18 protein-coding genes, 1 tRNA gene and 4 pseudogenes are annotated in these 23,847 nt (G+C 61.3%); 15 read left to right on the top strand and 8 right to left on the bottom strand.

Going from position 1 to position 23,847, the window contains the following annotated elements:
- A pseudogene (locus tag KIH78_RS10330) lies at positions 1 to 255 on the bottom strand (hypothetical protein); the annotation flags it as partial.
- 531 nt (positions 256 to 786) lie between these two features.
- Here KIH78_RS10330 and tgt point away from each other — a divergent pair.
- The 3 genes from tgt to KIH78_RS10315 all read left to right on the top strand — a co-directional run bounded on the left by tgt (position 787) and on the right by KIH78_RS10315 (position 3,191).
- Positions 787 to 2,091 (top strand): tRNA guanosine(34) transglycosylase Tgt, encoded by a 1,305-nt coding sequence (gene tgt / locus KIH78_RS10325; RefSeq protein ID WP_219132279.1) that lies wholly within the window; start codon positions 787 to 789, stop codon positions 2,089 to 2,091.
- Between the two features lie 14 nt (positions 2,092 to 2,105).
- Entirely contained in the window at positions 2,106 to 2,939 is an 834-nt protein-coding gene (locus tag KIH78_RS10320) for a nitroreductase family protein (RefSeq protein WP_236034589.1), read from the top strand.
- 166 nt (positions 2,940 to 3,105) lie between these two features.
- Positions 3,106 to 3,191 (top strand) — tRNA-Leu (locus KIH78_RS10315).
- A gap of 108 nt (positions 3,192 to 3,299) precedes the next feature.
- Here the strand turns inward: KIH78_RS10315 and KIH78_RS10310 are convergent.
- Together KIH78_RS10310 and KIH78_RS10305 are read right to left on the bottom strand one after the other, a co-directional pair.
- Positions 3,300 to 3,533, bottom strand: coding sequence for a hypothetical protein (locus KIH78_RS10310; protein WP_214312361.1), 234 nt, complete (start codon positions 3,531 to 3,533; stop codon positions 3,300 to 3,302).
- A 49-nt stretch (positions 3,534 to 3,582) separates the two neighbouring features.
- Positions 3,583 to 4,314 (bottom strand): annotated as a pseudogene (locus KIH78_RS10305) (IS1249 family transposase); the annotation flags it as partial.
- Positions 4,315 to 4,589: 275 nt separating this feature from the next.
- On the opposite strand from KIH78_RS10305, the gene KIH78_RS10695 reads away from it, so the two are divergent.
- Positions 4,590 to 4,985 carry a DivIVA domain-containing protein gene (locus tag KIH78_RS10695; protein WP_274608311.1) on the top strand — a complete coding sequence of 132 codons (396 nt, stop codon included), beginning with the start codon at positions 4,590 to 4,592 and terminating at the stop codon, positions 4,983 to 4,985.
- Entirely contained in the window at positions 4,982 to 5,413 is a 432-nt protein-coding gene (locus tag KIH78_RS10295) for a very short patch repair endonuclease (RefSeq protein WP_338024145.1), read from the top strand. The genes KIH78_RS10695 and KIH78_RS10295 overlap by 4 nt, the downstream gene beginning before the upstream one ends.
- 97 nt (positions 5,414 to 5,510) lie before the next feature.
- Here KIH78_RS10295 and KIH78_RS10290 read toward each other — a convergent pair whose 3' ends face one another.
- Positions 5,511 to 6,809: an ATP-binding protein gene (locus KIH78_RS10290; RefSeq protein WP_219132277.1), complete on the bottom strand. Its 1,299-nt coding sequence runs from the start codon at positions 6,807 to 6,809 to the stop codon at positions 5,511 to 5,513.
- 411 nt (positions 6,810 to 7,220) lie between these two features.
- On the opposite strand from KIH78_RS10290, the gene KIH78_RS10285 reads away from it, so the two are divergent.
- Complete coding sequence (locus tag KIH78_RS10285) at positions 7,221 to 7,787, top strand: hypothetical protein (protein WP_219132276.1); 567 nt, start codon at positions 7,221 to 7,223, stop codon at positions 7,785 to 7,787.
- Positions 7,788 to 7,812: 25 nt separating this feature from the next.
- Here the strand turns inward: KIH78_RS10285 and KIH78_RS10280 are convergent, their stop codons facing one another.
- Together KIH78_RS10280 and KIH78_RS10275 are read right to left on the bottom strand one after the other, a co-directional pair.
- Positions 7,813 to 8,484, bottom strand: a complete 672-nt coding sequence (locus KIH78_RS10280) for a hypothetical protein (RefSeq protein WP_219132275.1) — start codon at positions 8,482 to 8,484, stop codon at positions 7,813 to 7,815.
- Between the two features lie 214 nt (positions 8,485 to 8,698).
- Positions 8,699 to 10,132, bottom strand: a complete 1,434-nt coding sequence (locus tag KIH78_RS10275) for a hypothetical protein (RefSeq protein ID WP_219132274.1) — start codon at positions 10,130 to 10,132, stop codon at positions 8,699 to 8,701.
- 204 nt (positions 10,133 to 10,336) lie between these two features.
- Between KIH78_RS10275 and KIH78_RS10270 the strand changes: the two genes are divergently transcribed.
- From KIH78_RS10270 to KIH78_RS10260, 3 genes are all read left to right on the top strand, one after another.
- Positions 10,337 to 11,488: a helix-turn-helix transcriptional regulator gene (locus KIH78_RS10270; RefSeq protein ID WP_219132273.1), complete on the top strand. Its 1,152-nt coding sequence runs from the start codon at positions 10,337 to 10,339 to the stop codon at positions 11,486 to 11,488.
- A 91-nt stretch (positions 11,489 to 11,579) separates the two neighbouring features.
- Positions 11,580 to 13,352, top strand: a complete 1,773-nt coding sequence (locus KIH78_RS10265) for an AAA family ATPase (protein ID WP_219132272.1) — start codon at positions 11,580 to 11,582, stop codon at positions 13,350 to 13,352.
- Between the two features lie 20 nt (positions 13,353 to 13,372).
- A complete protein-coding gene (locus KIH78_RS10260; protein ID WP_219132271.1) occupies positions 13,373 to 15,127 on the top strand; it encodes an LlaJI family restriction endonuclease in 1,755 nt (584 codons plus the stop codon).
- Between the two features lie 36 nt (positions 15,128 to 15,163).
- Here KIH78_RS10260 and KIH78_RS10255 read toward each other — a convergent pair whose 3' ends face one another.
- Entirely contained in the window at positions 15,164 to 15,394 is a 231-nt protein-coding gene (locus tag KIH78_RS10255) for a hypothetical protein (protein WP_219132270.1), read from the bottom strand.
- Between the two features lie 192 nt (positions 15,395 to 15,586).
- Here KIH78_RS10255 and KIH78_RS10250 point away from each other — a divergent pair, with 192 nt between their 5' ends.
- From KIH78_RS10250 to KIH78_RS10230, 5 genes are all read left to right on the top strand, one after another.
- Positions 15,587 to 16,009, top strand: a complete 423-nt coding sequence (locus KIH78_RS10250; RefSeq protein ID WP_219132269.1) for a (deoxy)nucleoside triphosphate pyrophosphohydrolase — start codon at positions 15,587 to 15,589, stop codon at positions 16,007 to 16,009.
- A gap of 153 nt (positions 16,010 to 16,162) precedes the next feature.
- Entirely contained in the window at positions 16,163 to 19,360 is a 3,198-nt protein-coding gene (locus KIH78_RS10245) for a DUF3427 domain-containing protein (protein ID WP_236034590.1), read from the top strand.
- Positions 19,361 to 19,532: 172 nt separating this feature from the next.
- Positions 19,533 to 20,456, top strand: coding sequence for a hypothetical protein (locus KIH78_RS10240; RefSeq protein ID WP_219132267.1), 924 nt, complete (start codon positions 19,533 to 19,535; stop codon positions 20,454 to 20,456).
- 206 nt (positions 20,457 to 20,662) lie between these two features.
- Positions 20,663 to 21,727, top strand: a complete 1,065-nt coding sequence (locus KIH78_RS10235; protein ID WP_219132266.1) for a Fic family protein — start codon at positions 20,663 to 20,665, stop codon at positions 21,725 to 21,727.
- A gap of 165 nt (positions 21,728 to 21,892) precedes the next feature.
- The gene (locus KIH78_RS10230) at positions 21,893 to 22,741 is read left to right on the top strand and encodes a hypothetical protein (protein WP_219132265.1); all 849 of its coding nucleotides are present in this window, start codon (positions 21,893 to 21,895) and stop codon (positions 22,739 to 22,741) included.
- 83 nt (positions 22,742 to 22,824) lie between these two features.
- On the opposite strand, the pseudogene msrB reads toward KIH78_RS10230, so the two are convergent.
- Positions 22,825 to 23,775, bottom strand: a pseudogene (gene msrB / locus KIH78_RS10225) (peptide-methionine (R)-S-oxide reductase MsrB); the annotation flags it as partial.
- Here msrB and KIH78_RS10220 point away from each other — a divergent pair.
- A pseudogene (locus KIH78_RS10220) lies at positions 23,769 to 23,847 on the top strand (peptide-methionine (R)-S-oxide reductase); the annotation flags it as partial. The pseudogenes msrB and KIH78_RS10220 sit on opposite strands and share 7 nt — an antisense overlap.

Raw genomic sequence — 23,847 nt, 5'->3', positions numbered from 1 at the left:
GTATTGCGGCTGCTGCGGCTGGGCGACGGGGGCCGCCGGGGACACGGGGGCCGGGGCGCCGTATCCGGTGCCGTACGGGTTGCCGTACTGGGAGCCGTATTGCGGCTGCTGGTACGCGCCCTGTGTGTTGCCGTTCTGCGCGTTCTGCGCGGTACCGTTCTGCGCGTTCTGCGCGGCGCCGTTTTGCGGCTGGGTTTCCTGCGGCTGCGCGTTCTGGCCCTCCTGGGGGTTCCAGCTGTTCTGCTCATCAGCCATGTTCGTTCACTCCTTCATATGGCCGGCGTCTCGCGGTTCCACTGCAGCAATCCCGCCGGCTCGTATTGCTACCTAAGAGTAAAGGCAGCAGGTCTGTACGTTTCCTGAATGTTCGTTGGAAGTGATAGGTGAACTCTCCTCGATTTTCCTCATATCCGCGTTATGAGGGGTATTTTCACGCTGCTGCAGATGTCTTTCTCGCTTACAAGGGGTACCTAGGCCACAGCATCCTTGGGTATCACGGCCAACCGCTGCCGTCATCAAGCCGTTTCCGACGAGGTCTACTTCGGCCAATACCCCTCATAACGCAGATAGATGTCCGCACCCAGCGGAATGTACCCCTCGCAACGCAGAACCCTCCCTCGCACACGCAGCGCGCGGGTTACTTAGACGACAGCCAGATATCGTGCCGGGAGACACTCGCACACGCAGCGCGCGGACCGCCAACCGCACCCGCCGTCCCAGCCGCACCCCGCCTGAACTGCGCCCCCATCTGCCCCGCAATCCCCTTGTCCGCTTAAAGTGAACGGTATGACCAACAGCCCCGAACCCGATTTCAACCTGAGCCCGCGCGGCGCCGCCCCGGGCAAACCCGGTGACCGTTCCGCGTTCCGTTTCGAGACCATCACCCGACTGCCCGACGCCGCGGACGGCAAGGGCCGGAACGGCGCCCGATACGGCCGCACCGGCATCATCCACACGCCGCACGGCGACATCCGTACGCCCGCGTTCGTGCCCGTGGCCACGCAGGCCGCCATGAAGGCGGTGCTGCCCGAATCGATGAAGGACCTCGGCGCGCAGTGCCTGCTCGCGAACGCGTTCCACCTGTTCGAACGCCCCGGCGAGGACGTGCTCGACCAGGCCGGCGGTCTCGGCCGCTTCATGAACTGGCATGGCCCCACGTTCACCGATTCCGGCGGCTTCCAGGTGATGTCGCTGGGCGTCGGCTTCAAGAAGACGCTCGCGATGGACGTGACCGGCATGAAGTCGGACGACATCATCGCGGACGGCAAGGAGCGGCTCGCTTGGGTGGATGAGGACGGCGTGACGTTCAAATCGCCTCTCAACGGCGATGAGCACCGTTTCTCCGCTGAGATCTCGATGGGTATCCAGCACAAGATTGGCGCGGACATCATGTTCGCGTTCGACGAGCTCACCACGCTGATGAACACGCGCTCCTATCAGGAGGATTCGGTGGAGCGCACGTTCCGCTGGGCGAAGCGCTGCGTGGCCGAGCACCAGCGGCTCACCGAGGCACGTCTCGGCAAGCCGTATCAGGCGTTGTACGGCGTGGTGCAAGGCGCGAACTACGAGGATCTGCGCCGGCATGCGGCCGAGCAGATCGCTTCGCTCGACTTCGACGGCGTGGGCATCGGCGGCGCCATCGAGAAGCGCATCATCGGGGATACGTGCGCGTGGATCTGCGACGCGATGCCGGAGGAACGCCCGCGCCACGTACTCGGCATCGCGGAGATGGACGACATCTTCGCGTGCGTGGAGAACGGCGGCGACACGTTCGACTGCGTCGCCCCCGCCCGCTGCGCCCGCAACGGCGCCATCTACACGCGCCACGGTCGCTACAACATCAAGCGCGCGCAGCACAAGTTCGATTTCGCGCCGCTCGAGGAGGGCTGCGACTGCTACACGTGCCGCCATTACACGCGCGCCTATGTGGATCATCTGCTGCGCGCCCGCGAGTTCACCGGCTTCACGCTGGCCACGATCCACAACGAACGGTTCTTCGTGAAGCTGCTCGACGACATCCGCGCCTCGATCGACGGCGGCTACTTCGAGGAGTTCCGTGACGAGTCGCTGGCGCACTTCTACGGCAAGTGAAAGGGACGGCAGACATGACGGCAGACATCATGATGAGTCTTCTCGAGGCGATCGACGCGCGTCACGCCATCCGCGCGTACACGGACGAGCCGGTCGCACCGGATACGCTCGCCGCGCTGCAGGCCGAAATCGACGCGTGCAACGCCGAATCGGGCCTGCACATCCAGATGGCCGCGGGTCTGGAGGACGCGTTTCTCGGACTGAAGACGCATTACGGCCGGTTCAAGGGCGTGCACAACGCAATCGCGCTCGTCGGACGCGCGCCCGCGGACGACACGACCGACGCCACGTTGCAGTCGTTCAAGGATGCGGACGGCTCGCCCGTCTCGCCGGAGGCCGCCGCGCTGCAGGAGCGCATGGGTTATTACGGCGAGCGTCTTGTACTGCACGCCGTGCGGCTTGGGTTGGATACGTCGTGGGCGGTGTTGGATGGCGCGGAAGGCGTCTCCGACGACGACGCGTGGTGGTCGTTGGCCGACGGCGAGTCCGTCGTGTGGGTGGTTGCGTTCGGTCACGGCGCGCGGCCGGGCGGCCATCGCCGTTCGAAGCCGATGGCGGAGTTGGCGAGTGTGGAGGGCAGTGCGTCCGATGCCGCCGCGCGTGATGCGTCCGATGGCGATGCGACCGCGGATACCGCGGATTGGCCCGACTGGTTCGTGCGCGGTATGGAGGCGGCGATGGCCGCGCCCACGTCGCTCAGCCAGCAGCCGTTCCGTTTCACACTGCATGCCGACGACGGTTCGGTGACGGCCGAGGCGCTGGATGGCCTGTTCGCGCACGTGGGGCTGGGGTGCGCGAAGTATCACTTCGAGGTCGGCGCGGCGCCGCATGAGGTGGTCTGGCGCTGACGGCGTCGTGCCGATGGCTCCCGAGTGGACGCCCGGCTCATGCCCTCCGTCGTTGGCGCGCATGAGCCGGATGCATCGGGTGCGCCGGTCCATCGCGTCGCGACACGCCGAAGACACGCTCGATTTGCCTTTTCGACCGAGGCAGTGCTAAGTTGTCCTCTTGTCTGCGAGTGTGGCGGAATGGTAGACGCGCTGTCTTCAGGTGGCAGTGAGTGTATGCTCGTGAGGGTTCAACTCCCTCCACTCGCACCAGCAACAAAGGGCTGGAACCGATTGGTTCCAGCCCTTTTGCGTTGTCGGACGGCATGGGCGCCGGGTTATAGGCCAAATTGTGGGGCTATAGGAACTAAACGTGGTGTTTTAGAGTTCCCGGGCATGGCGCGGGTGCTGTCGCAGGATTTTCCGTTGCCTCCTTTCCTTTTGCATCCAGACCGAAGCCCGATGGACGATTCCCATGACGCCGATGATGGCGCAGGCCAGGTCGAAGCCGGCGCGGGTGATGTTCATGGTGCCGCCATTCGCGGAAGGGATGAGGGTCGCGATCATGTCGATCAGGCTTTGCGCTACTTGCATGGTGTATTCAATGATTTCCATGCATGACGGCTATGCGCATTGGCCCGCGGGTCAACGGACGTGGCCCTTTGGACGGGTCGTCCCTCGCGTAAGTGCGTTCGGCGATGAAGTCCTTCCACCTGATATGCCATGCGTTGAGCGCCTCCGCCCATTTGGCCGCCTGCTCGGCGTCATGGATCTTCGTGAGCTTGTCGGAGAGCTTCTTGAGCTCCCTGCCCGCCTCAAGCCTGGGTTTCGATGTCAGGTCGGTCCTCGTGTTGCGCTGCACGTGCACCAGGCAGCGCTGGATCCTCGTATCCGGCCATACGGCGTTGCAGGCCGTCTCCGCGCCACGCAGCCCGTCCGTGATCAGCACGTCGGGCGCGGGGATTCGGGAGAACAGCGCCGTGTACGCGGCCTTCGACTCGTGCTCGCACCACTGGAGGCCCAGCACCTCGCCGGTCCCGCCGTCGATCGCGACGATCAGGCACCAATCATGGTTCATGTACGTGCCGTCCGCCATCACCGTGTGGTGCCTCACCGCGCACGGCGGCATCACGGGTCGGATGTTCCAGCACCATTGGATGCGTTTGCGAAACGCGCGCGGCCCCGGGCCCATGTCACCCTGCGTCCTGCCGGAAAGCAGCCAGTCGAGGAAGGCCCGCAGGTCGGCGTCATGCTTCCTGTCAGCTCTGGGCGCGGTGGACCCCAGTGAGCAGTCCGTGCATTTCCAGCGTTGGGAGCCGGCCTTCGTCCTTCCGTTCTTCCTCATCGGTTTTCCGCATACAGGGCACAGCCGGGCCCTCTTCGACTTCGTCCTCATGCACCCATCGAACAGGCACCGGACGGCCGGACCGACGGTCTTTAACACGACATCGTGTTAAAACCACCCCGACACGCCTACTGCCACAAGGCCAAACCCCAGTCATAAACACCACGTTTGGTTCCTATAGCCCAAATTGTGGCGTCGCCGATGACGCCGGCCAGGTCGGCGGCGACGTCTCGCCCGGGGCCGTCTGCACGATGATCCTCCCGAATTGCGCGTACCATACCGGACAAAGGGCCGTGTGCGCCCAGCCGGCAGACAGGAGGACGACGATGATTGACGTGGAGACCGTCCGTAACAAGATTTTCTCGACCGTGCGGTTCAGGGAGGGGTACGACGTCGACGAGGTCGACGACTTCCTCGACGTCGTCATGGAACGGATGAAGGCCGGTAGGCCGATGACCGCTGCGGAGCTTGGTTCGCAGACGTTCAGCACCGTGCGACTCAAGCAGGGGTACGACGTGGGTGAGGTCGACGAGTTCCTGGCCGAGTTGGCGGCGGACGCGTCGGAAAGGCCGGCCGATGCGTCCGCCGCCCCGTCCGGCACGTCGTCCTCGTCCTTCCGCCCGTTCGCGTCTGCCCCGTCCAGCTCCGATTCACAGGCCGTCGCCCCGTCCGGCACGGACGGTTCCCCGTTCTCCGGCGGCGCGGCGCAGGTCGCGTGGTGACGGAAAAGACGGAGAAGTACGCGCGCGGGACGCGGTCGTACACGATGTCGCATATCCGCGGCAAGGACACATCGATCGAGGTGCTGGTGCGCAGCTACCTGTTCCGGCGTGGGCTGCGGTTCCGCAAGAACGACAAACGCTACCCGGGGCATCCGGACGTGGTGCTGCCGAAATACCATACGGTTGTGTTCGTGAACGGCTGTTTCTGGCATGCGCATGAGGGGTGTGTGCGGCATTCCACGCCGAAGTCGAACGTGGAGTTCTGGACGGCGAAGCTCGCGCGCAACCGCGAACGCGACCGCCGTCAGCATGCGGAGCTGGAGGCGGCCGGATGGCGCGTCATCGTGGTGTGGGAGTGCGAGCTGACGAAGGCCGTGCGCGAAGCGCGGCTGGAACGGCTGTATGAGGAGATCGTCGGCGGTAGGTGACGGCGGACGGCGGACGACAACAAGCGGCAGGCGACCTCTCGGGGACGACGTCGGCAGGTGACGGATGCGCCTCCGGAGGAGTCTGGGGCATCGTGTGTCACGACTCCGCCGCCGGCTGGTCAAGCAGCCAATCCAGTGCGTTGATGATGCCGACGCCGTCCGGCATCACGCCCAAACCCAGTGTGTCCAATGTGAGCACGATGCGTTTGCCGTCACCGTCAAGTCCCAGCCGACGAAGCCGCTGGAGCGGTTCGAGCTCTCGCGACCGCGTATGCGGGTCCAGAATGCTGGCGCTCACTTGGATGAACAGTCGTTCCCGGGTGAGGTCGTCACGTATGCGGGTGGCGACGAAGTCGATTTCAAGATTGTCCATCTTACCGACCTGCACATCGTATCCGCGGGAGATCAATTCGTTGTGCACGACGTTCTCGAGCAGGAATCCGAAGTCACCGGCCGGGTATCCGAGCAGCATGTTCCGGATGCCGAGGTCGGCGGGATAGTATTTGCTCAGCCCTTGCAGGTAACCACCGCCCTTCACGTTGACACGTTGCGCGCGGCAGAACAGGAATGCGTCCAACAGGCCGGAGATGTACCGTTCGATGGTCTCGTTGGAGGTGGGCCTGTGTGCGCTTTTGAGCCGATGCTCGATGTTGCTGATGGACACGGGCGATCCCGCCGTGTCGGCGAGGTAACGCGTCACGTCATTGAACACCATGGGATTGCGGATCTGAAGATACTGGGCGATGTCACGCACGAGGATGGTGTCGTAGATTCCGGACAGAACGGTATGCACGAGCGATTGGTTCAAGCCTTGGTCGACGACAGGCGGCAGTCCGCCATAGCGCGTGTACCGCTCGAAGGCGAGCGTACGACCCGCAGGGGAATCGTCGATTCCCGCGTAGTTCAGGAATTCGCGGAACGACAGCGGGAACACGCGGATTTCGACGTGCCGTCCGGACAACAATGTGGCGAGTTGGCCGGAAAGCAGGTGCGCGTTCGAGCCAGTCAGGTAGATGTCGACGTCCTTATCGACGCGTAGCGCGTTAACGGCCCGTTCCCAACCGTCGACGAGTTGCACTTCGTCAAGGAGAAGGTAGTGGCGTCCGGACCGTTGCATGAGTCCATCGATGTGCCGGTACAGCCGTTCGGCGTCGAAGGCATGGTATCGGAAGGATTCAAGGTTGATGGAGATGACATGGTCACTGGGGACGCCATCGTCTACGAGGCGTTGGGCAAGAAGCTCGAGAAGCGACGATTTGCCGCATCGGCGCATGCCGGTGATGACTTTGATGAGGCCGTTGTCTTTGGCGATGAGCAACTTGGCGAGATACGTGGGACGGTTCTTCAGCCGCCGCTGTTGCGGCTGCTCTTGAGACGTTTGCGGCGGCTGATTCATATTCGACTCCAGACTTTTACTAGTATGATAGTAAAAGTTTACTAGGTTTCCCCACTTTTACTAGTATGACCGGTAAAAGCGAGCAAGCGACGCATTGCTTGCCGATTGTTCCGGCTCTCACTTCCGGTGCATCGCGGGAAGACCGATAATGGCGGTATGGGAATTCGTATGACGCGGTTGGGGGTTCACCCGCAAAGGGATGCGCAGGCGACGGTCTCGCATATGACGGATCCGCAATCGGAGGCGTCTCCGGAGGCTCCGCTGGATGCGCGGCCCTTCGCGCGACCGTCCACGCGCGTGGAGGGCACGCCGGATGTCTGGTTGACGGGCAGCGCGCGGTTGGCGCGGAGGGTGTGGCGTGATCCGGTCCGCAGGTCCACGGCGGCGTGGGCTGCGGAGGCGGCTGCGTGGGTGGTGCTGTTCGCGCTGCTGGCGCTGACGGATGGGCGGCTGCTGATCGGTTGGATGACGCATGGCGATCAGCCGTTCGGCGTGAATTGGGATGTGCCGTTGGCGTTGGCGCTGCTGGTGGGCGCGCCGTGGGGTGCGTCGGTCGCGGCCGCGCGACGAGGCTCCCGCGCCGCGTCGGATGGTTCAGTTGGTCTGGCTGGTTCGACTGGTTCAGTTGGTCCGATTGACCCGATTGGTCCGGATGGTTTGGTGGCGATTCGGGTGCGGTCGCGCCTGTTCGGCACCGGTCTGCGTACGACGGCCGATTCGATGGGATACGACCATGCGTTGGAGTCGCATCCGGCGCACACGATTCTGTTTCCGGCGGATGCGTCGCGTTCGTTCACACTGCCTCGGTATTGCGGCGAACGCGATGGCGCGGCGGCCGTCACTCGCGCCCGGTTCACGATCGCCGCTGGCCGGTTGCATTACGACGGCGATGTTCTCGCCGTCCCCGGTCACGAATACGACGCCGACGCCGGCATCACCTTCATCAACCGCGACCGCGACGTGGTGGTGGGGCGATAAAGGCGACGGCACCTCTTTCTGATGGTCACCAGGTCTCGTCATCCACCCATTCGACCGCATAGGCGAAGGCCGCTTTCGCGGCCTGGAAACGACGACGGGATTCGTCATATTCGCCGAGGCAGGGCACGCCACGCCAGTCGAAGGCGACGGGAGCGGCACATGGCTTGTCGCGCAGGAACGCCTGCATGCGCCATACATCCTCGCGATAGTCGGCGGTAGCGGAGCGTTCGGGATTGCGGTCGGAGATGAACGTCGGTTTGCCGTCGCGTTCGACGACATCAACGTGCGAATGACGGTAGAGCGCGTACGTGAGTCCGTTGTCCGCCGCTGCCACCGTCTGCCAATCACAATTCCGACGTTGCAGCAGGTCGCTTGGCGCGAACGTGCATGACCGCGCATAGTCGATCGGCTGGGCGTCTATCCAGCAGCATTCACCGCCGTCACCTTCCTCGATGCTGCGGTCGACGAGGTACGACATGACCGCCGGCTCGTTCCAGTATTGGGCGGAGCATTCATCGATGCACCCGTTCTTCCAGGCCATGTAGTGCTCACGTTCATCACCGACGATCGCCTCGAACGCCTCCTGAGTGATGAACGTGCTTCCGTCCAGCTGGTAGCACTCCCATTCCGGGTGAATCTCACGGTTCCGGTACTGTTCCAACGCCTTGTTGTAGAGCTTCGAGTCCAGTTGCGTCATTCGCCGTTCGATGTTGCGGAGCGTAGGAGCGACGGACCCGTCCGGCTGCGGATAACGAAGAGGCGGCATTCATACCTCGCTTCCATCTCGATGATCATGACATTACGACCATCGTGATCGACGAGCGCACACGTCGATAGCCACATGGGGAGGAGATCCACGACCGATCCACGACCGCGTCTCACCTCCCCATGAAGTCATTGACAGGAGATCATCACAAGATGTCGGCGAGCGCCATCTTGTAGGCATCCTCGACGGTGTTGTAGCTCACCGCGGACTTGCCGACCTTCTGCGGGTCATAGTCGCACGGCACGAACACCTGCGCATAGCGCTTCACGATGCCGGGCAGCCACTTGTCGAGGAACGCGGCAGGGTCAGTGCGCCATTCCATCTTCTCCTTATCGACGAGGACGGTCAGACCGTACACCAGCGGCGTAATGAACCCGTCAGGGCTGACCGCATCAACCGGCGTACCGGAGAACGGCGCAACCTTCTCCACCGTACGGGCGTTGAGATTCTTCACCGCGGTGATGCGCCCGTAGCTTCCACCTGCACGGTTGTACAGTCCGGGGAATTCGGCATAGATCCTGTCATACAGCGCCGGGATCTGCGCGGCCAACGCGAAGGCTTTGCGCACGGTCTCGTTCCTCAGACCATGACGGTAGCTGCCATGGTCCTGGCTGGTAACCTTCTCCGAGCTCATGAAGCGCTCGAACAGCGCCAGGCAGCCTCCCTTGCTGGCGTACAGCTTAGTAGGCGCTGGGGCTTCCACCTTCTTGCCATCGCCATCTTCGACCGGGCACAGCCGCCGCAGCACGATCCAAGTCAGAGCGATGATGTCCTGAACCTTGATGTCGCCACCGTTGTTGGTCTTCCACTCGATGCGGTCATGGACCTCGGGGCTGACCTTGCCAAGTGCATCGGCCAAGGCATCGAAGTAGCCCTTCTGGTTGGCCTTGGCGCTGGCGTTGAGTTCGGCGTTGTTGTTGCGGGCCACGCAGATCTCCAGCAGATTATTGCTGAAATCCTCAACGCAGATTGGGTCGGAGGGCACGGTCGGCACCAGAAGCTCGACGGGAACGTAGAAGGACAGATCATCGCCTTGCGGTTCCTCGCCGGAGTCCAACGTCTCGTCCTTGCGCACCGACTCCTGATACGCCTCGATGAGCTCGCGGTTGGCCTTCCACAACTCTTTGAAATCACTCCATGTCTTCGCACCGGACGGCATCTTGGCATGCGTGTTCCCCATCGCCCGCGCATATCCCAAAGCACGTTCCAGAATCAGCAGGCCGATGGCCAAGGTGTTGTGCCCGCCATCGAGGATGCCTTCCGTGGACGGATCTTTGAAGATGACACGAATGCGGCCTCGACGCAGCTCCTCGTAGTCGGAGGCGGCGAGCAGCAGCCCCTTGGTCTTGAAGGGGAACAGCATCGGGTCCTCATCGATGGACTGCTGGATGGCCTTCGTCACAGGGCCGGTCTTGGAATTGCGCGGGTTGGCCTGAAGATCGAGACTGTCGATGACGTTGATCAGATACTTCGCACGGACCAGACCAATGATCTTCGTGGTCTCTCCGACGGTCTGCCTTGCTTCCTTCTCGAAGCGGATGATGATGCCTCCGTTAGCATCGCTTACGTTCTGAACCATATTCCCGGCTCCTTCCAGAGGTCGATTTCCTGCCCGCACCCTGCGGAACAGCTGTTTTCCAGAGCCCGTCCGAGCTCTTGGTTCATATTGAATACCCAAATTCCCACCTCGGCAGAATTTTGCCAAGCTGCTTATCGATCAACGTGAAATCCATATTGAGATCGCACGGCATGACCTTGTGAATCCCCCGTAATATCAGGATTCATGAGCCGAACGGAAGCCAACGGGAAGTCATCTGTGAACGCACCATCCAAGCAGCGCTACGCCAGCAGCACCACTCCGGACATTCTCGAGATCCTATGGCGGCGCACTTACTCAGGGCATGGGCTCACCACTCGCGAAATCCACGACGCCTTGATGCAGCGACTCGGAGAGGACGCCCCTTCCCTCCGCACCGTTTCCAATCAACTCAACGCCTTGGAGGGACGGACCTTCCTGGGAAGAGAAATTCATAAACTCGATCCCAAAACCAACGAGGAGGACGCCGGTGAAATCGAGGGAGCCGCCGACCCGCAGCTCGGATGGCGCATGAGCACGTTCTTCGAACCCTCCGAAGCGCGCCTGCTCGCCGACGGCCTGGCCCTGTCCCGCATCAGCCGCGATTCGATCTACGACATCGTCGCCAAACTCAACGAACTGGTAGGCGGCATATCGATCGGCAACGACTATCTGACCACCACCAGCGCCAAGGACGATTTCAGCGGCGAGTTTCTCCGCACCATCGGACTACTCAACGAAGCCATCACGCATCGCCACTCCGCGATGTTCAACTACACGAATTACGACGCCAAGGGACAACTTCGTCCGCGGCTGGAGGACAGTACGGGCAAGCCACGGCGGTACCATGTCGACCCCTACCAGATGGTGTTCAAGAACGGCCGTTACTACCTAGTCTGCGCACTACATGACAAGGCCACTCAACGGCGTATATTCTGCATCGACCGCATCATCAACCTGCGAGTCACCGATATTCCCCTCAATGCGGCTCGATTGAAGTTCGACGCCATCACCTACATGCGCGAACGTCCATACCCCGTAACCGATGAGCCCGTCACCATCGTCATGACGGTTCCACCCGAAGCATTCAATCCTCTGTTCGAGTGGTTCGACAGTCCGAAGATCGTCGGACCGAATTCGTCCAACCGATATCAAGTCACCGTACGCAGCCCGATCAAAGCCGCCTACTGGTGGACGCTGCAATACGCCGATATTGCCATCGACATCCGGAAACCCGAAGAGCTACGTGAGCAGCTCGCCACAACCGGATGCAAATTCGCGGTTCGATACGGCTTCATCAAGCATCCAAACACTGCCCGGCACGATGACGGCGACAGCGCAGGAGCCACCAAACAATAGCGGACGATCCGCACCGGAATGGCGATCCACAGACGTTGCGCGATACTGCGGTAGGATGACGGCAACTCGATGATGATGGGAGCGGGGGACTATGCCGGAGCAGAAGGAATTCCACGAGCTGTTCACACAAACCAATGGGCGCATTTTCGCCTTGTTGATCTCCACCGATGGACGCGGGCACTTCGACAGCCGGGGACGTCTCGCCCTCGACTACTGCGCGGCAGGACAGACCTTTGACCTGCCGAAGGGCATGTTCGACTCCGACGAATACCGCGACACCGACGTGGTGCTCACCTTCGCCAAACTCGAACACGACGGCGAGTATCTGCTGGTGGATGCCCACTCGGCCAAGGAACCAACTATCGATATTAGCAACACTACAACTTCAAATAATAAGAAGACCGGACGATCTGGCCACATAAGTTTTGAAAATACAATCACGCGATTAGAAAAACTATTTTCTGATTACCAGAACCGCTTAACTATCTCGATACACAGGCCCAATATTGCCACCTATCCATCATTGCAAAACTACTCGGACATATTCTATGCTGAATGCAATCCGAAAGGAAGATCCACAAACAGCTACAACAATAGCAAGATCAGGGAAAAGCTGTTTAGCATCAAATTGGAGCAGCTTTATCCAAACTCAAAAACTAGCTATATCAATGCCGTAAAAGATATAAAATACACATCTTTGGTAGGAAATAACAAGAAGCCAATTTCATCATATCAACTTCCTAAGTTTGACACGATCTTTGACTTAATAGATTCCGACACACTTCTACAAATACGATCTGATTGGATCGGCGCACGCACCCTATACAAATCGCCGACAGAGAAATCTCCAGAAGTAACCGCTGGATACGCGGCACGAGATCTTGATCTCTACGCCGAATTCCTTAAATCTTCACCAATTAACGACCTCAGCCGTAACCTCATCTATTTCGGGGCACCAGGAACCGGTAAGAGTTATAGGCTCAACGAGGATCTGAAGCAGTTCGATGGACGATACGAGCGCGTGACGTTCTATTCGGATTATCTGCATGCGCAGTTCGTCGGCTCGTTCCGTCCGAAGGCCCTCGCCAGGGAGCAGGGCGAAGCCGACTTCACGTATGCGTTTACTCCGGGGCCGTTCACCCGTGTGCTGATCGACGCCCTCAACGATCAAGACTCCGAACAGGATCATGTGCTGGTCATCGAAGAGATCAATCGCGCCGATCCGGCCTCGGTGTTCGGCGACATCTTCCAGCTGCTGGATCGGAACGACGACGGGAACAGCACCTACCCCATCACCGTCAGCGAGGACATGAAGGCCTACCTATGGTCAGAAGACGGACTCGATGAACACGGAAGGCAGCGGCTGGCGGAAATCACCGGTCAGCATTACAACGCGACCGGCGAAGCACCCAAGTCCCTCTCCATCGCCCTGCCCAGCAACATGCTTATCTGGGCCACGATGAATTCAGCCGACCAAGGCGTGTATCCAATGGACACGGCGTTCAAGCGCCGCTGGAGTTTCCGTTATGTAGGCATCAACGATGGCGCCGAAGCAATCAAAGACACCAAGTGGCGAGACTGGCGCAACAAGATTAATACGCTACTGCTCACCAAAGCCAAGGTGCCCGAAGACAAACTGCTTGGCCCGTTCTTCCTCGGCTCGCCCAACCTCACTACAGGCACCGACGAATTCAACGAAGCATTCAAAAACAAGGTCATCATGTACCTGTTCGAGGACGCCGCCCGGTATAAGCGCACTGAAATATTTGACGAAAAGGAAGTCGGGGACGCCAACGGCAGCCCCTTGACCTTAAGCGACCTATTTACCGCATGGGACAAGAAACAATTCGCCATTTTCAAGTGATGTAAGCGAACGGAATCTCCATGAATGCTCAGTCACCCGACATCGCCCACTTCCTCTTCCGCGAGCAGCAGGAGTACTCCGCGGATGACTTGACGCGCGCCAATGTCGCCTTGACTACCCTCGGTCAAGGAGATGCCGTGACGACTGATGACAGCGAAGGGAAACCGGAGACTTCGGCCATCGATATCGAGCAATTGATCCGGTATCTGCTACGCCTGCAGATCAACAGGACCTCGATATTCACGATCGGCAAAGGCTCATCGGGAACGATAACCGAATCGAATACCTACCAGTTCAACTTCGTGGGAATACTGACGGTCGGACCTTACCTGTTCGCCGTGTTGCCCAAGTATTATCGAGGAGTCGCGCCGGAGAACATCATCGGCCATGGACCGGAGGTGCTCGAGGAATTCGCGACCATCATGGGCGCCATCCGCCAATACAACGCAGACCCCGCCCACAAGCACGACACCATCGGCTTCGACTACGAAGCGTCCGTCGACAACAGTGACGGCAATCTCATCGACCTATACCGGTTCCTGCTCAACGACTATGCGGAGAACGGCCTCTACCAGTCCACCCGCCGCATCACCGAACTGAACGGCTATGGCGAAATCGATTGGAACCGCACCGTCAATCAGATCATGCCGATGCGCACAGCCTCGCGCAAACCCGTCTACGTCGACGTCATCAGCACCCGCTCCACCGCCGACACGACGACCATCATCCGTACGATCCAGGCCGCCGTCATCACGGACATCTCACACTATCTGGAATCATCGGGGCTGAACACGTTGTTCCGATTGCCGACCGCGGAACCGTCACCGAAAACGCTCGCTGAAATCGGAAACGCCGACCAGTTGCTGCGCCTGTTATGGAAGGAATTGCGCGTCCAGTTCGTCACACGGAAGCGTCTGCTGCTGCGCGCGTTGATCCAATACCTGGAAGTGCGCAGCAGCGGCCAGTCGATGCCGTTGCTCGCGCAGGGGACATGCTCGTTCAATCTGGTGTGGGAGGACGTCTGCAAGAGACTGTTCAACGACGAGGAGGAGCTCCACAAGACCGACAAGCAGCTCTGGAAGTACGTGGAACCGTTGGCATGGGCCGCGACATCTCCGGAGCCTTCGGAGAAGCACCTCATCGACGCTGAAACCAGCGAGAATGACGCCGATACACAAAGCGCCGAAAGCTCGCCGTTGGAACCGGATGTGGTTGCGCGCGACAAGAACGACACCAAGCGCTACATCATTGACGCGAAGTACTACATCCCGAACTACGCGCCCATAACACCGCCGAAGCAACAGAAGAAACAGGAGGACAAGCCGAAGGGGAGAGTCACGCGCAGCCCCGGATTGAAGGACCTCATCAAGCAGTACTTCTATCTGATGGCCCTGATGCCGTCAGAAGTAGAATCCAGTCAAGAAGCATCGAAAACCGTCGTTCCCATCGCCGGCAACGCGTTCGTCATGCCCGGTCAGATTCCGTTGATTCCCGACGCCGAAGACGGCGACGCTAAGACTGGGACAACCACAAAGTCTCCGAAAACAATCGAGCACATCCCCATGCGTGCAGATCGAAAACTCCTGACCCGTCGCGGCGCCACTTATCTCCCGTTCATGCAGCAGCATCTGGAAAAGATATACGGCAAGAGCGTTCCTTGGACTATCGCAGTGTTCGAAATGGACCCCGAACAGGCGTTGCGCCTCTACCAATCCGAGGACGGTACGAGCCACAAACAGGGACTGAATCGTCTCAAGACCATGTTCAGGAAGTAGCTCGTCTCCTGTATCGGGCCAAGCCCGGCTTCGTCATCATTCGTCGCTATCGTCGGTATCGGTAACACCCATCCAGCCGTCGTCCAGCAATAGCACCGACACCGCCAACGGCACGGCATCGGCCAAGACGCCCGCCAGCCGGTCACGCGTGTTGATTTCAGTCTCACCATCCGCTTCCACGGCATCCACAATGTTGCTGTACCAGCGGATCCGTTCGCCTTTCGGCATCACGAACGTCACACACGCGGGGATATGCACGCTCATCATCAGTCTCCTTACGACGTTCCGTCCGACCGTCCGTTACGGACGATTCCGCCACTATCAGTCGGACCTGTTGTTCGTCATTCATCGTGATCGATGAGAGCGCACTTCGCTGCACACATAACGGGAGATCCACGACCGATCCACGATCGCTGCGAAATCGCCGCGTATCGGGCATGACCGTTGTATCCTGGCCGCATGGCAGCAGGTAACTCCACGACCAGGATCATCAACGTCGTTGGCGCGGCGATCGTCCGCGATGGTGCGGTGCTGTGCGCGCAGCGCGGACCGGGCAAATCGCTCGCCGGATACTGGGAATTCCCCGGCGGCAAGATCGAACCGCATGAGACCGCACGGCAGGCGCTGCATCGCGAGATCGAAGAGGAACTGCTGTGCGAGGTCGACGTCGCCGACGAGGTGTGCACCAGCGAGTACGCCTACGACTTCGGCACCGTACGTCTCACCACGTTCATCTGCCATCTGACCGCGGGCACGCCGCGACTGACCGAACATACGAACATCCGCTGGCTGCAACCGGCCGAAATGCCGCAGCTTGACTGGGCGCCGGTCGACCGGGAAGCGGTCGGCATCATCGCCGGCAAACAGACGCTGACGAGATAACCCCGCCCCACGCACCGCTCGCGCATCATTCACACCCACGGACAAAAGACGTCCTGCATACCCACAGTCAGGAGACGACACATGGCCAACGAAGACTCGACCATCAACCTGCAACTCAACCTCCCGGCCTCGCAGGAGACCGACGACGATGCGATGCACTCGGTGATCGAAGGCGCCATCTCGGGTCTCATCACGCCCAGACCGGACGCTTCCGGCGACTACAAGCCGACGCTGATCTCCAACCGTCCCGGCGGCCTCACCATGCACGACCAGATCAGCGACGCCATCACAAACAGCGACGCCTTCGACATCTCAGTCGCGTTCGTCTCACCGGGCGCGGTGCTGAGCCTGTTCGAGGATTTCCGCAGCCATCATGCCAATGCCGCAGCCAGTGCCACGGCCGACGGCGCCGAACGCCGGCCCAGCCGATTGATCACATCCACCAAGAACCATTTCAACGATCCGCAGGCCTTCTGGGAGCTGCTGCACCTGCAGGACACGACCGGCGTCGACGTACGAGTCTGGGAGGGCACCAACGACGACACCTCACGCGCGCAGGGACAACCATTCCATCCGAAAGGCTATGTCTTCGCACGTCGCATGCGCAACGGCACCCCCTACTACGAACTGTTCGTCGGCAGCTCGAACCTCACCGGCGCCGCATTGAGCACCCAGCGCGAATGGAATCTGAAAGTCTCCTCGCTGGCGGACGGAGAGCTCGTCGAGCAAGTGCGCGAAGAGATCGACTCGCAGGTCGCCGATTCCGTACCGCTCACCGAGGAATGGATCCAGCAGTACGAGGAGGACTTCAAGAGATACGCGCCGCCGCGCCACGATATCCTCAAATCCCTCGAAGGCCAGGACATCCAGCCGAACGCCATGCAGCGTGAGGCACTGGCGAATCTCACGAAGTTGCGCGAACAGGGCGAGCACCGCGCCATCATCGTGTCCGCCACCGGCACCGGCAAAACCTACCTGTCCGCGTTCGACGTACGCACCTACAAGCCAAAGCGCATGTTGTACATCGCGCAGCAGCAGATGATTCTCAAAGCGGCGATGAAGTCCTACCAGAAGGTGCTCAGCTGCGATGAATCCGAACTGGGACTCTACTCGGGCACCAGCAAGCAGCAGGACCGCAAGTACGTGTTCGCCACCGTGCAGACCATGCGGCAACCGGAAGTGCTGGCGCAGTTCGCGCCCGATGAATTCGATTACGTGCTGGTCGATGAGGTGCATCACGCCGGTGCCGATGGCTACCAGCGCGTCATCGACCATTTCAGGGACGCCGACTTCATGCTCGGCATGACGGCCACTCCGGAACGCACCGACGGCATCAACATCTTCGAACTGTTCGGGCACAACATCGCCTACGAAATCCGCCTGCAGAAGGCGTTGGACGAGAACATGCTCTGCCCGTTCCACTACTACGGCGTCGCCGAATATCTCGGCACGCAGGACGCCACGTATCAGGACAACCAGGGGCACACGCACACGGTGGGCCACCGGCTCGACGTCTCCCAAGGGCTCAGCGGCAAGGAATCCCAGCAGATCAAATACGAGATCAAGCAGCTGGCCAGCGAGCAGCGCGTGCGCTACATCATCGACAAGCTGCAGGAATATGGCCAGTTCAACCTGCCCGTCACCGGACTGGTATTCTGCAGCCGTCAGGAGGAGGCGCACGAGCTGTCCCGACTGTTCAACCAGCAGTGGAACCAACAGGCGGAACGCCTATACCGCACCGCGGCCGTGACCAGCAAAAACGAGGACGGCAAGCCGCTCTCCCAGGAACAGCGCGACAAATACGTGCGACAACTCACCGAAGGCAAGTTGGATTACCTGTTCACGGTCGACATGTTCAACGAAGGCATCGATATTCCCGCGGTCAACCAGATCGTGATGCTGCGTAGCACCGAATCGAGCATCATCTTCACCCAGCAGCTGGGCCGTGGCCTGCGCAAGTTCCCGCACAAGGACAGCGTCGTCGTCATCGACTTCATCGGCAACTACAACAACAACTACCTGATTCCGGTGGCCTTGTACGGCAACACCGGCGACCGCGACAAGGCGCGCAAGAACCTGCAGCGCAAGTCCATCGGACTGTCGTCCATCAGCTTCGATCCGATCGCCAAGGAACGCGTACTGAAGTCGTTGGATACCGCCGACTGGTCCGAGATGAAACGGCTTTCGGAACAGTACCGTCAGGTGCGCTACGAGCTGGGACGAATCCCGATGCTCATGGACATCTACACCTACGATTCTTCGCTGCCGTACACGTTGGCGTCGAAGCGCAGCAACTACCTCGATTTCGTGCGCTCGCGCGAGAAGAGCCTCGGCGGCGGCAAACGCAAGGAACAGTCCTTCGAGGACCAGCTGGGACCGGTCAGCGAAGTCGAGGACTCCATCCTCAAAATGGCGACGGAACTGCTGTTGCCGGGCATCCGCCCGCACGAGCTGGTCATCCTCGACCGGCTGTGCCGGTTCGCCGACGAACGCCCGGGAGACGATCCCGAATCCCGTGACGCTTGGACGCCGTCCGAACCGTTGACCCGCAACATGCTTATCGACGCGATCCGCAGCGACTTCCCACAAGCCGACCTGTCCGACGCGCAATTCGACTCCGCCGTCAGCGTGCTCGACTACTCGTACTTCACCGGCCCGAACTGCAAGCGCTTCGGAGAACAACCGCTGATCGAGACGATCGGCTCCGATGCGGCGGGAAACAATCCCGCATACCGTCTCAGTGAAGCGTTCGCCTCCATGCTGGCATCGAACCGCACATTCCGCATCTTCTTCGCAGATACGCTGCGTACGGGGCTCGTCAACTGCCGTGACCTGTTCCAGGAGGCCCGAGCGAACCAACGCACGTTCGATCATGCGTTCCTGTACGAGCACAAGTATTCGATGGCGGACGTCATGCGCCTGTGCGGCTGGTCGAAGGAGAATACCCCGCAGAACGTGGGTGGGTACCTGCTCGACAAGGACACCGACACGATGCCGATCTTCGTGAAGTATGCGGCCAGCCAATACGAGGATGAATTCCTCAACACGCAGGAGATGCGCTACTACAGCAAGAACGGGCGCACACCGCAGTCGCCGGAGTTCCGATGGGTCCAGGAAGGGCAGGACAGCCCCGATTGGGACCGTACGCACTTCATTCCGCTGTTCGTCATGCGCAAGGCGGAGGAGAACGACGGCAAGTACTACTACGTCGGACATGTCACTGCCCTCGAGCATCCGACGTTGACGACCAAGCCGAAGGCGGACGGCAGCGGCACGGTGAACGTGACGCTGTCCACACTGCGGCTGGCCCACCCGCTCGACCCAGAACTCTACCGCCACCTGACCAGCTGAACGGACCATGTCGTCGCCCGGGCGACCCGTCCGGGCAACCCACACGGGCGGCGACATGAACATCGCATGAATTCAGGTCCGACGCACCGGGAGCATCCTTCGTCCGGCGATAGCATGAAACCACTACGCGCCAACGCAAGACATGCCTGCCGGCGGAAACGGAGAAGACATCGTGGTCAACGGCAACAACCAACACGACCCACAGCAGCCGGACTACGCAAAGCGACTGCACCACACCCTCATCGCACTGCCGGTGGTCATCGTCATCGGCGTGATCGCGACCATCGTGTGCGTACTCGTCTACGGTGGCGTCAAAGGACTCACCTTCGCCGTCACCATTGACCTTGCGATGCTGTTCGCCTGGCTCGTCTTCTTCCTCACCGTACGCAAGTACGCACGGGAGCAGCGCGACGCGATGGAACGGGCGGCACGGCAGGCACGTCGCACACGCGCGACGGACGCGCCGCGGCCGGCTGCGCAACCCGCCGTCGCGCAGCCGGCCACACGGCCGACCGCACAACCCGTCGCACCGCAGGCCCACACGCAACCCGCTGCACCGCAGGACGTACACATCACCGTCCGGACCATGCGCACCGACGCAACGCAACCCGGCGACACCACACCGGCCGCTCCCCCGCAACGATCCATCAACGCTCGATTCGCGGTGCAGACCGGAGTCCTCCAGAGGAACATGGCGATGCACGCCCTCAGTCTCATCAGCGCCGACGCCATCGCCAGCGGACGCGTCACCACCGCCTACGTGCACGCGTTCGTCCAAGACGGCCAATCGCACTGGGACTGCTTCTTCCACGCCGGCAACGGACTCGTCGGCGCCGGAGACCTGCTGAAGAACCAACCGGACGAGGACCGTCGCGCGTTCTTCGCACACGGACGCGAACTCATGGACGACTACCGCGCCGCATGCGCCGCCTACCACGTGGACAAGCCGACCGAACTGCGCATCACCGCGGACGCCAAAACCCACGAGATCCACACGGACGTCGGCTACCAGCCGTTCGACGGCACGAACGGAACCCCCGGCACCGACCCGTTCACCGCGTGGGCGTCCGAAATCTACCGCCACCTGACCCGCTGAACCGACGCGCCGCATACCGGCAGAAAAAACGGAGCGGGCGACCCGTCGTCCGCACTATATCTGCCCCTCACCGCCAAAGTCCACATTACATGCGCCTATTCGACGCCACCTCCCCCCCCCTTTCTGCCTCATTTATAGGTAATATGATGCAGAAGAATCGCGCATGAGGCAGAAAAACCAACGCCGGGAACCAGCGGAAAGGCAGCATGAAGAACTTTGATTACATACACCGTGCCGAACAACTGCTCACCCCTCGCACCACCTCGTTGCTGACCGCCATCCACGAGGCCAAAGGCAGACAAAGCATACAGACGGCAGTCCGCCCGGACGTCCTCGACACCATGGTCAGGGTCGCACGCATCCAAAGCACCAACGCCTCGAACCGCATCGAAGGAATCTCCACCAGCGATGCACGCCTCAACGCAATCGTCATGGAAAAGACCACACCGCGGAACCGTGCCGAAGAGGAGATTACCGGCTATCGCGATGTACTCGCCACCATCCACGAAAGCCACGACTACATCCCGCTCACACCGAACGTCATTCTTCAACTGCATCGCGACCTGTTCCGATACACCGGACTGACTTTCGGCGGGCATTTCAAGGACAGCGACAACATCATCGTGGAACGAGACGACGAAGGCAACCAGACGATACGATTCGAACCTCCCAGCGCACTCGTCACACCCGAATTCATCGAACGCGCATGTGCCGCCTACGCGAATGCGATGCACGAACCGCACATCGACCCGCTACTCGTCATCGCCATGTTCATCTTCGATTTCACCTGCATCCACCCGTTCAACGACGGCAACGGGCGCATGAGCCGACTGCTGACGCTTCTGCTGCTCTACCGCAGCGGCTACCAGGTCGGCAAATACATCAGCATCGAACATCTCATCGAGCGCAGCAAGGAAAGCTACTACGAGGCGCTGGCTGCAAGCACGCAAGGCTGGAACGACGACCGCAACGATTATGCGCCATTCGTGAATTATCTGCTCGGCATCACCCTCGCCGCGTACAGATCATTCGACGAACGCATGGACGTCTTGACCAGGAACGCCGACTCCGGCAGGATGACCAAGGAACAGCGCATCGCCGACCTGTTCACGCATACGCTGACCCCAATGTCGAAGGCGGATATCCTGCAACAACTACCGGACATCAGCACAACCACCGTGGAACGCGCATTGAAATCGCTGCTTGACGCCGGCCGCATACGGAAAATCGGCGCAGGTCGCAGCACCCGTTACGTGGTGAAGCGGGATTGACCATGCCGCGGCGCCGCGCACCATCGCCCGACGTGCGCACCATCACCCACCATCGCGCCCCCGATGCGTTTACCATCGAAGTAAACGGACGCGACCGTGCAGAACGGATTCGAACAGACAAGACGAATCCGAACAGCCGGCACATCCCCAACGGAAGGAGCCGCAATGAGCGCGGTGGACATCATCATCTGGACCGTCACCATAGGAGGACTGCTGCTCGCCGTCGCCGCGGCGATCGCGGGCATCGTCGTCGCGGTACGCAAACCGAAGGACGGCGACCCCTCAGGCGTCGCATCCGCGCCCGTCGCATCCGCCTACATCGCCGGAACCATCGGCGGCGGACCCGCGGTCGTCTGGACCAACGCGAAGGCGAAAGCCGTCGCGGAACGCTGCGGCGCCACCTACATCGGACTGCTGCGCGGCACGACCGGCATGCACACCACCATCCACGGCTTCGGCGGCCGCACCACCGTCATCGGCGGACCGGACGGACTGGACGAGGTGGCCGCACGCGCCGGCGTCCCCATCCCGCGCGAAATCCCGCCGTTCGACCGCGCCTACGACCGCTCCATCGGCATGCTCATGGACCGCCCGCTCCACGGCCAGCACGTACGCATCTACCTGCTCACCTATTCGGAATCCTACGAAGGCGTCACGCGACACGACTCCCTGATGCATCAGGACCGCACCGCGCTCGTCATCGCCCTCGACGGCGGACTGCCCGGCACCGTCGAGTCGACGCTGACGCGCGTCATCGCCGACACCGGCAGCGGCGTACTCCACGCGTTCTACGGCGCGCCGGCTTCCGCCGCGCCGGCCTTCGCGCCCGTCACCGACGTCGCGTCCTCCGCGCCCGCCGCTCCCGCCGGCGGCACGTACGGCGCGCCGACGGGCGCCTATGCCGGTACCGCCGGTAGCCCCGCCACCGGCGCGTACACGCGCTTCCTCACGATGCTCATGCCGGACTCGTCCGTCGTCGCCGTCGCGTACGACGCCGTCGCCGCACTGTCCTGACACGACGCGATGCCGATGTGGCGTGCGACGGCGTGCGACGGACGCCGCACGTCACGTCGGACCGTCACTCGCCGTCGGCGACGTCACTCGCCGTCGGTGGCGTCAGTGCCGGCGTCGCCTTCAGTGCCGTCGACGGCGGGAATCCACGCGGCGTACCCCTCCGCCTCCATCCGCAAGCGCGGCACGAACCGCAGCGACGCGCTGTTCATGCAGTACCGCAGGCCGCCGCGGTCCTTCGGGCCGTCGGTGAACACGTGACCCAGATGGATCTGCGTGTCCGCGGTACGGATCTCGATGCGCGGGCGGCCGGGCACACGGTCGTCCTCATGCTCGGTGAGCGAAGACGCGACGAGCGGCTTCGAGAACGCGGGCCAGCCGCAGCCGGAATCGAACTTGTCGCGCGAGGAGAACAACGGCTCGCCGCTCACCACGTCCACGTAGATGCCCGGTTCGAACGTGTGGTCGTACTCGTTGACGAACGGGCGCTCGGTGGCGGCGTTCTGCGTGACCGCGAACTGTTCGAGCGTGAGGTCCCAGATCTTGTCCACGTACTTCTGGCGACGCTTTACGTTCGCGATCGCCGCCAGCGGGATATGGCAGTAGCCGCCGGGATTGTTGACGAGATAGTCCTGATGGTGCGCCTCGGCCGGGTAGAAGTTGCGCAGCTCTTCGATGAGCACGGCCGGACGCTGCGGGATGCGGTCGATGAGCTGTTCGATCGCGGCGATGTAGGTCGACTTCTGCGCTTCGGACGTGAAGAACATGCCGGTGCGGTACTGTCGGCCCGTGTCCTCGCCCTGACGGTCCACGGAGAACGGGTCAATCACCTCGAGGAACAGCAGCGACAGCGTACGCAGGGTGACGCGCTGCGGGTCGAACGTCACCTGCACGGTTTCGGCGGCGTCGGTCGCGCCGGAGCAGACCTGTTCGTAGGTCGGGTTCTCGACCTTGGACTGCGCGTAGCCGACCGTCGTGTCGGTCACGCCGTCGACGTTCTGGAAGTAGCGTTCCAGACCCCAGAAGCAGCCGCCCGCGCATCGAGATCCGTACCGCGGACACGCAGATCCATCTGGGTCACGTGTTCACCGACGGCCCGAAGGACCGCG

The organism is Bifidobacterium saguinibicoloris, assembly GCF_019331725.1.
Classification (GTDB): domain Bacteria; phylum Actinomycetota; class Actinomycetes; order Actinomycetales; family Bifidobacteriaceae; genus Bifidobacterium; species Bifidobacterium saguinibicoloris.
This window is presented reverse-complemented; position numbering and strand designations above follow the sequence as displayed.

Bases quoted from the DNA above. Each gene is read 5' to 3' on its own strand.
- KIH78_RS10275 (WP_219132274.1), bottom strand. From the start codon at position 10,132: ATGGTTCAGAACGTAAGCGATGCTAACGGAGGCATCATCATCCGCTTC.
- KIH78_RS10280 (WP_219132275.1), bottom strand. From the start codon at position 8,484: ATGACGCAACTGGACTCGAAGCTCTACAACAAGGCGTTGGAACAGTAC.
- KIH78_RS10250 (WP_219132269.1), top strand. From the start codon at position 15,587: ATGGCAGCAGGTAACTCCACGACCAGGATCATCAACGTCGTTGGCGCG.
- tgt (WP_219132279.1), top strand. From the start codon at position 787: ATGACCAACAGCCCCGAACCCGATTTCAACCTGAGCCCGCGCGGCGCC.
- KIH78_RS10235 (WP_219132266.1), top strand. From the start codon at position 20,663: ATGAAGAACTTTGATTACATACACCGTGCCGAACAACTGCTCACCCCT.
- KIH78_RS10265 (WP_219132272.1), top strand. From the start codon at position 11,580: ATGCCGGAGCAGAAGGAATTCCACGAGCTGTTCACACAAACCAATGGG.
- KIH78_RS10245 (WP_236034590.1), top strand. From the start codon at position 16,163: ATGCACTCGGTGATCGAAGGCGCCATCTCGGGTCTCATCACGCCCAGA.
- KIH78_RS10270 (WP_219132273.1), top strand. From the start codon at position 10,337: ATGAGCCGAACGGAAGCCAACGGGAAGTCATCTGTGAACGCACCATCC.
- KIH78_RS10290 (WP_219132277.1), bottom strand. From the start codon at position 6,809: ATGAATCAGCCGCCGCAAACGTCTCAAGAGCAGCCGCAACAGCGGCGG.
- KIH78_RS10310 (WP_214312361.1), bottom strand. From the start codon at position 3,533: ATGGAAATCATTGAATACACCATGCAAGTAGCGCAAAGCCTGATCGAC.
- KIH78_RS10695 (WP_274608311.1), top strand. From the start codon at position 4,590: ATGATTGACGTGGAGACCGTCCGTAACAAGATTTTCTCGACCGTGCGG.
- KIH78_RS10255 (WP_219132270.1), bottom strand. From the start codon at position 15,394: ATGATGAGCGTGCATATCCCCGCGTGTGTGACGTTCGTGATGCCGAAA.
- KIH78_RS10260 (WP_219132271.1), top strand. From the start codon at position 13,373: ATGAATGCTCAGTCACCCGACATCGCCCACTTCCTCTTCCGCGAGCAG.
- KIH78_RS10230 (WP_219132265.1), top strand. From the start codon at position 21,893: ATGAGCGCGGTGGACATCATCATCTGGACCGTCACCATAGGAGGACTG.
- KIH78_RS10320 (WP_236034589.1), top strand. From the start codon at position 2,106: ATGACGGCAGACATCATGATGAGTCTTCTCGAGGCGATCGACGCGCGT.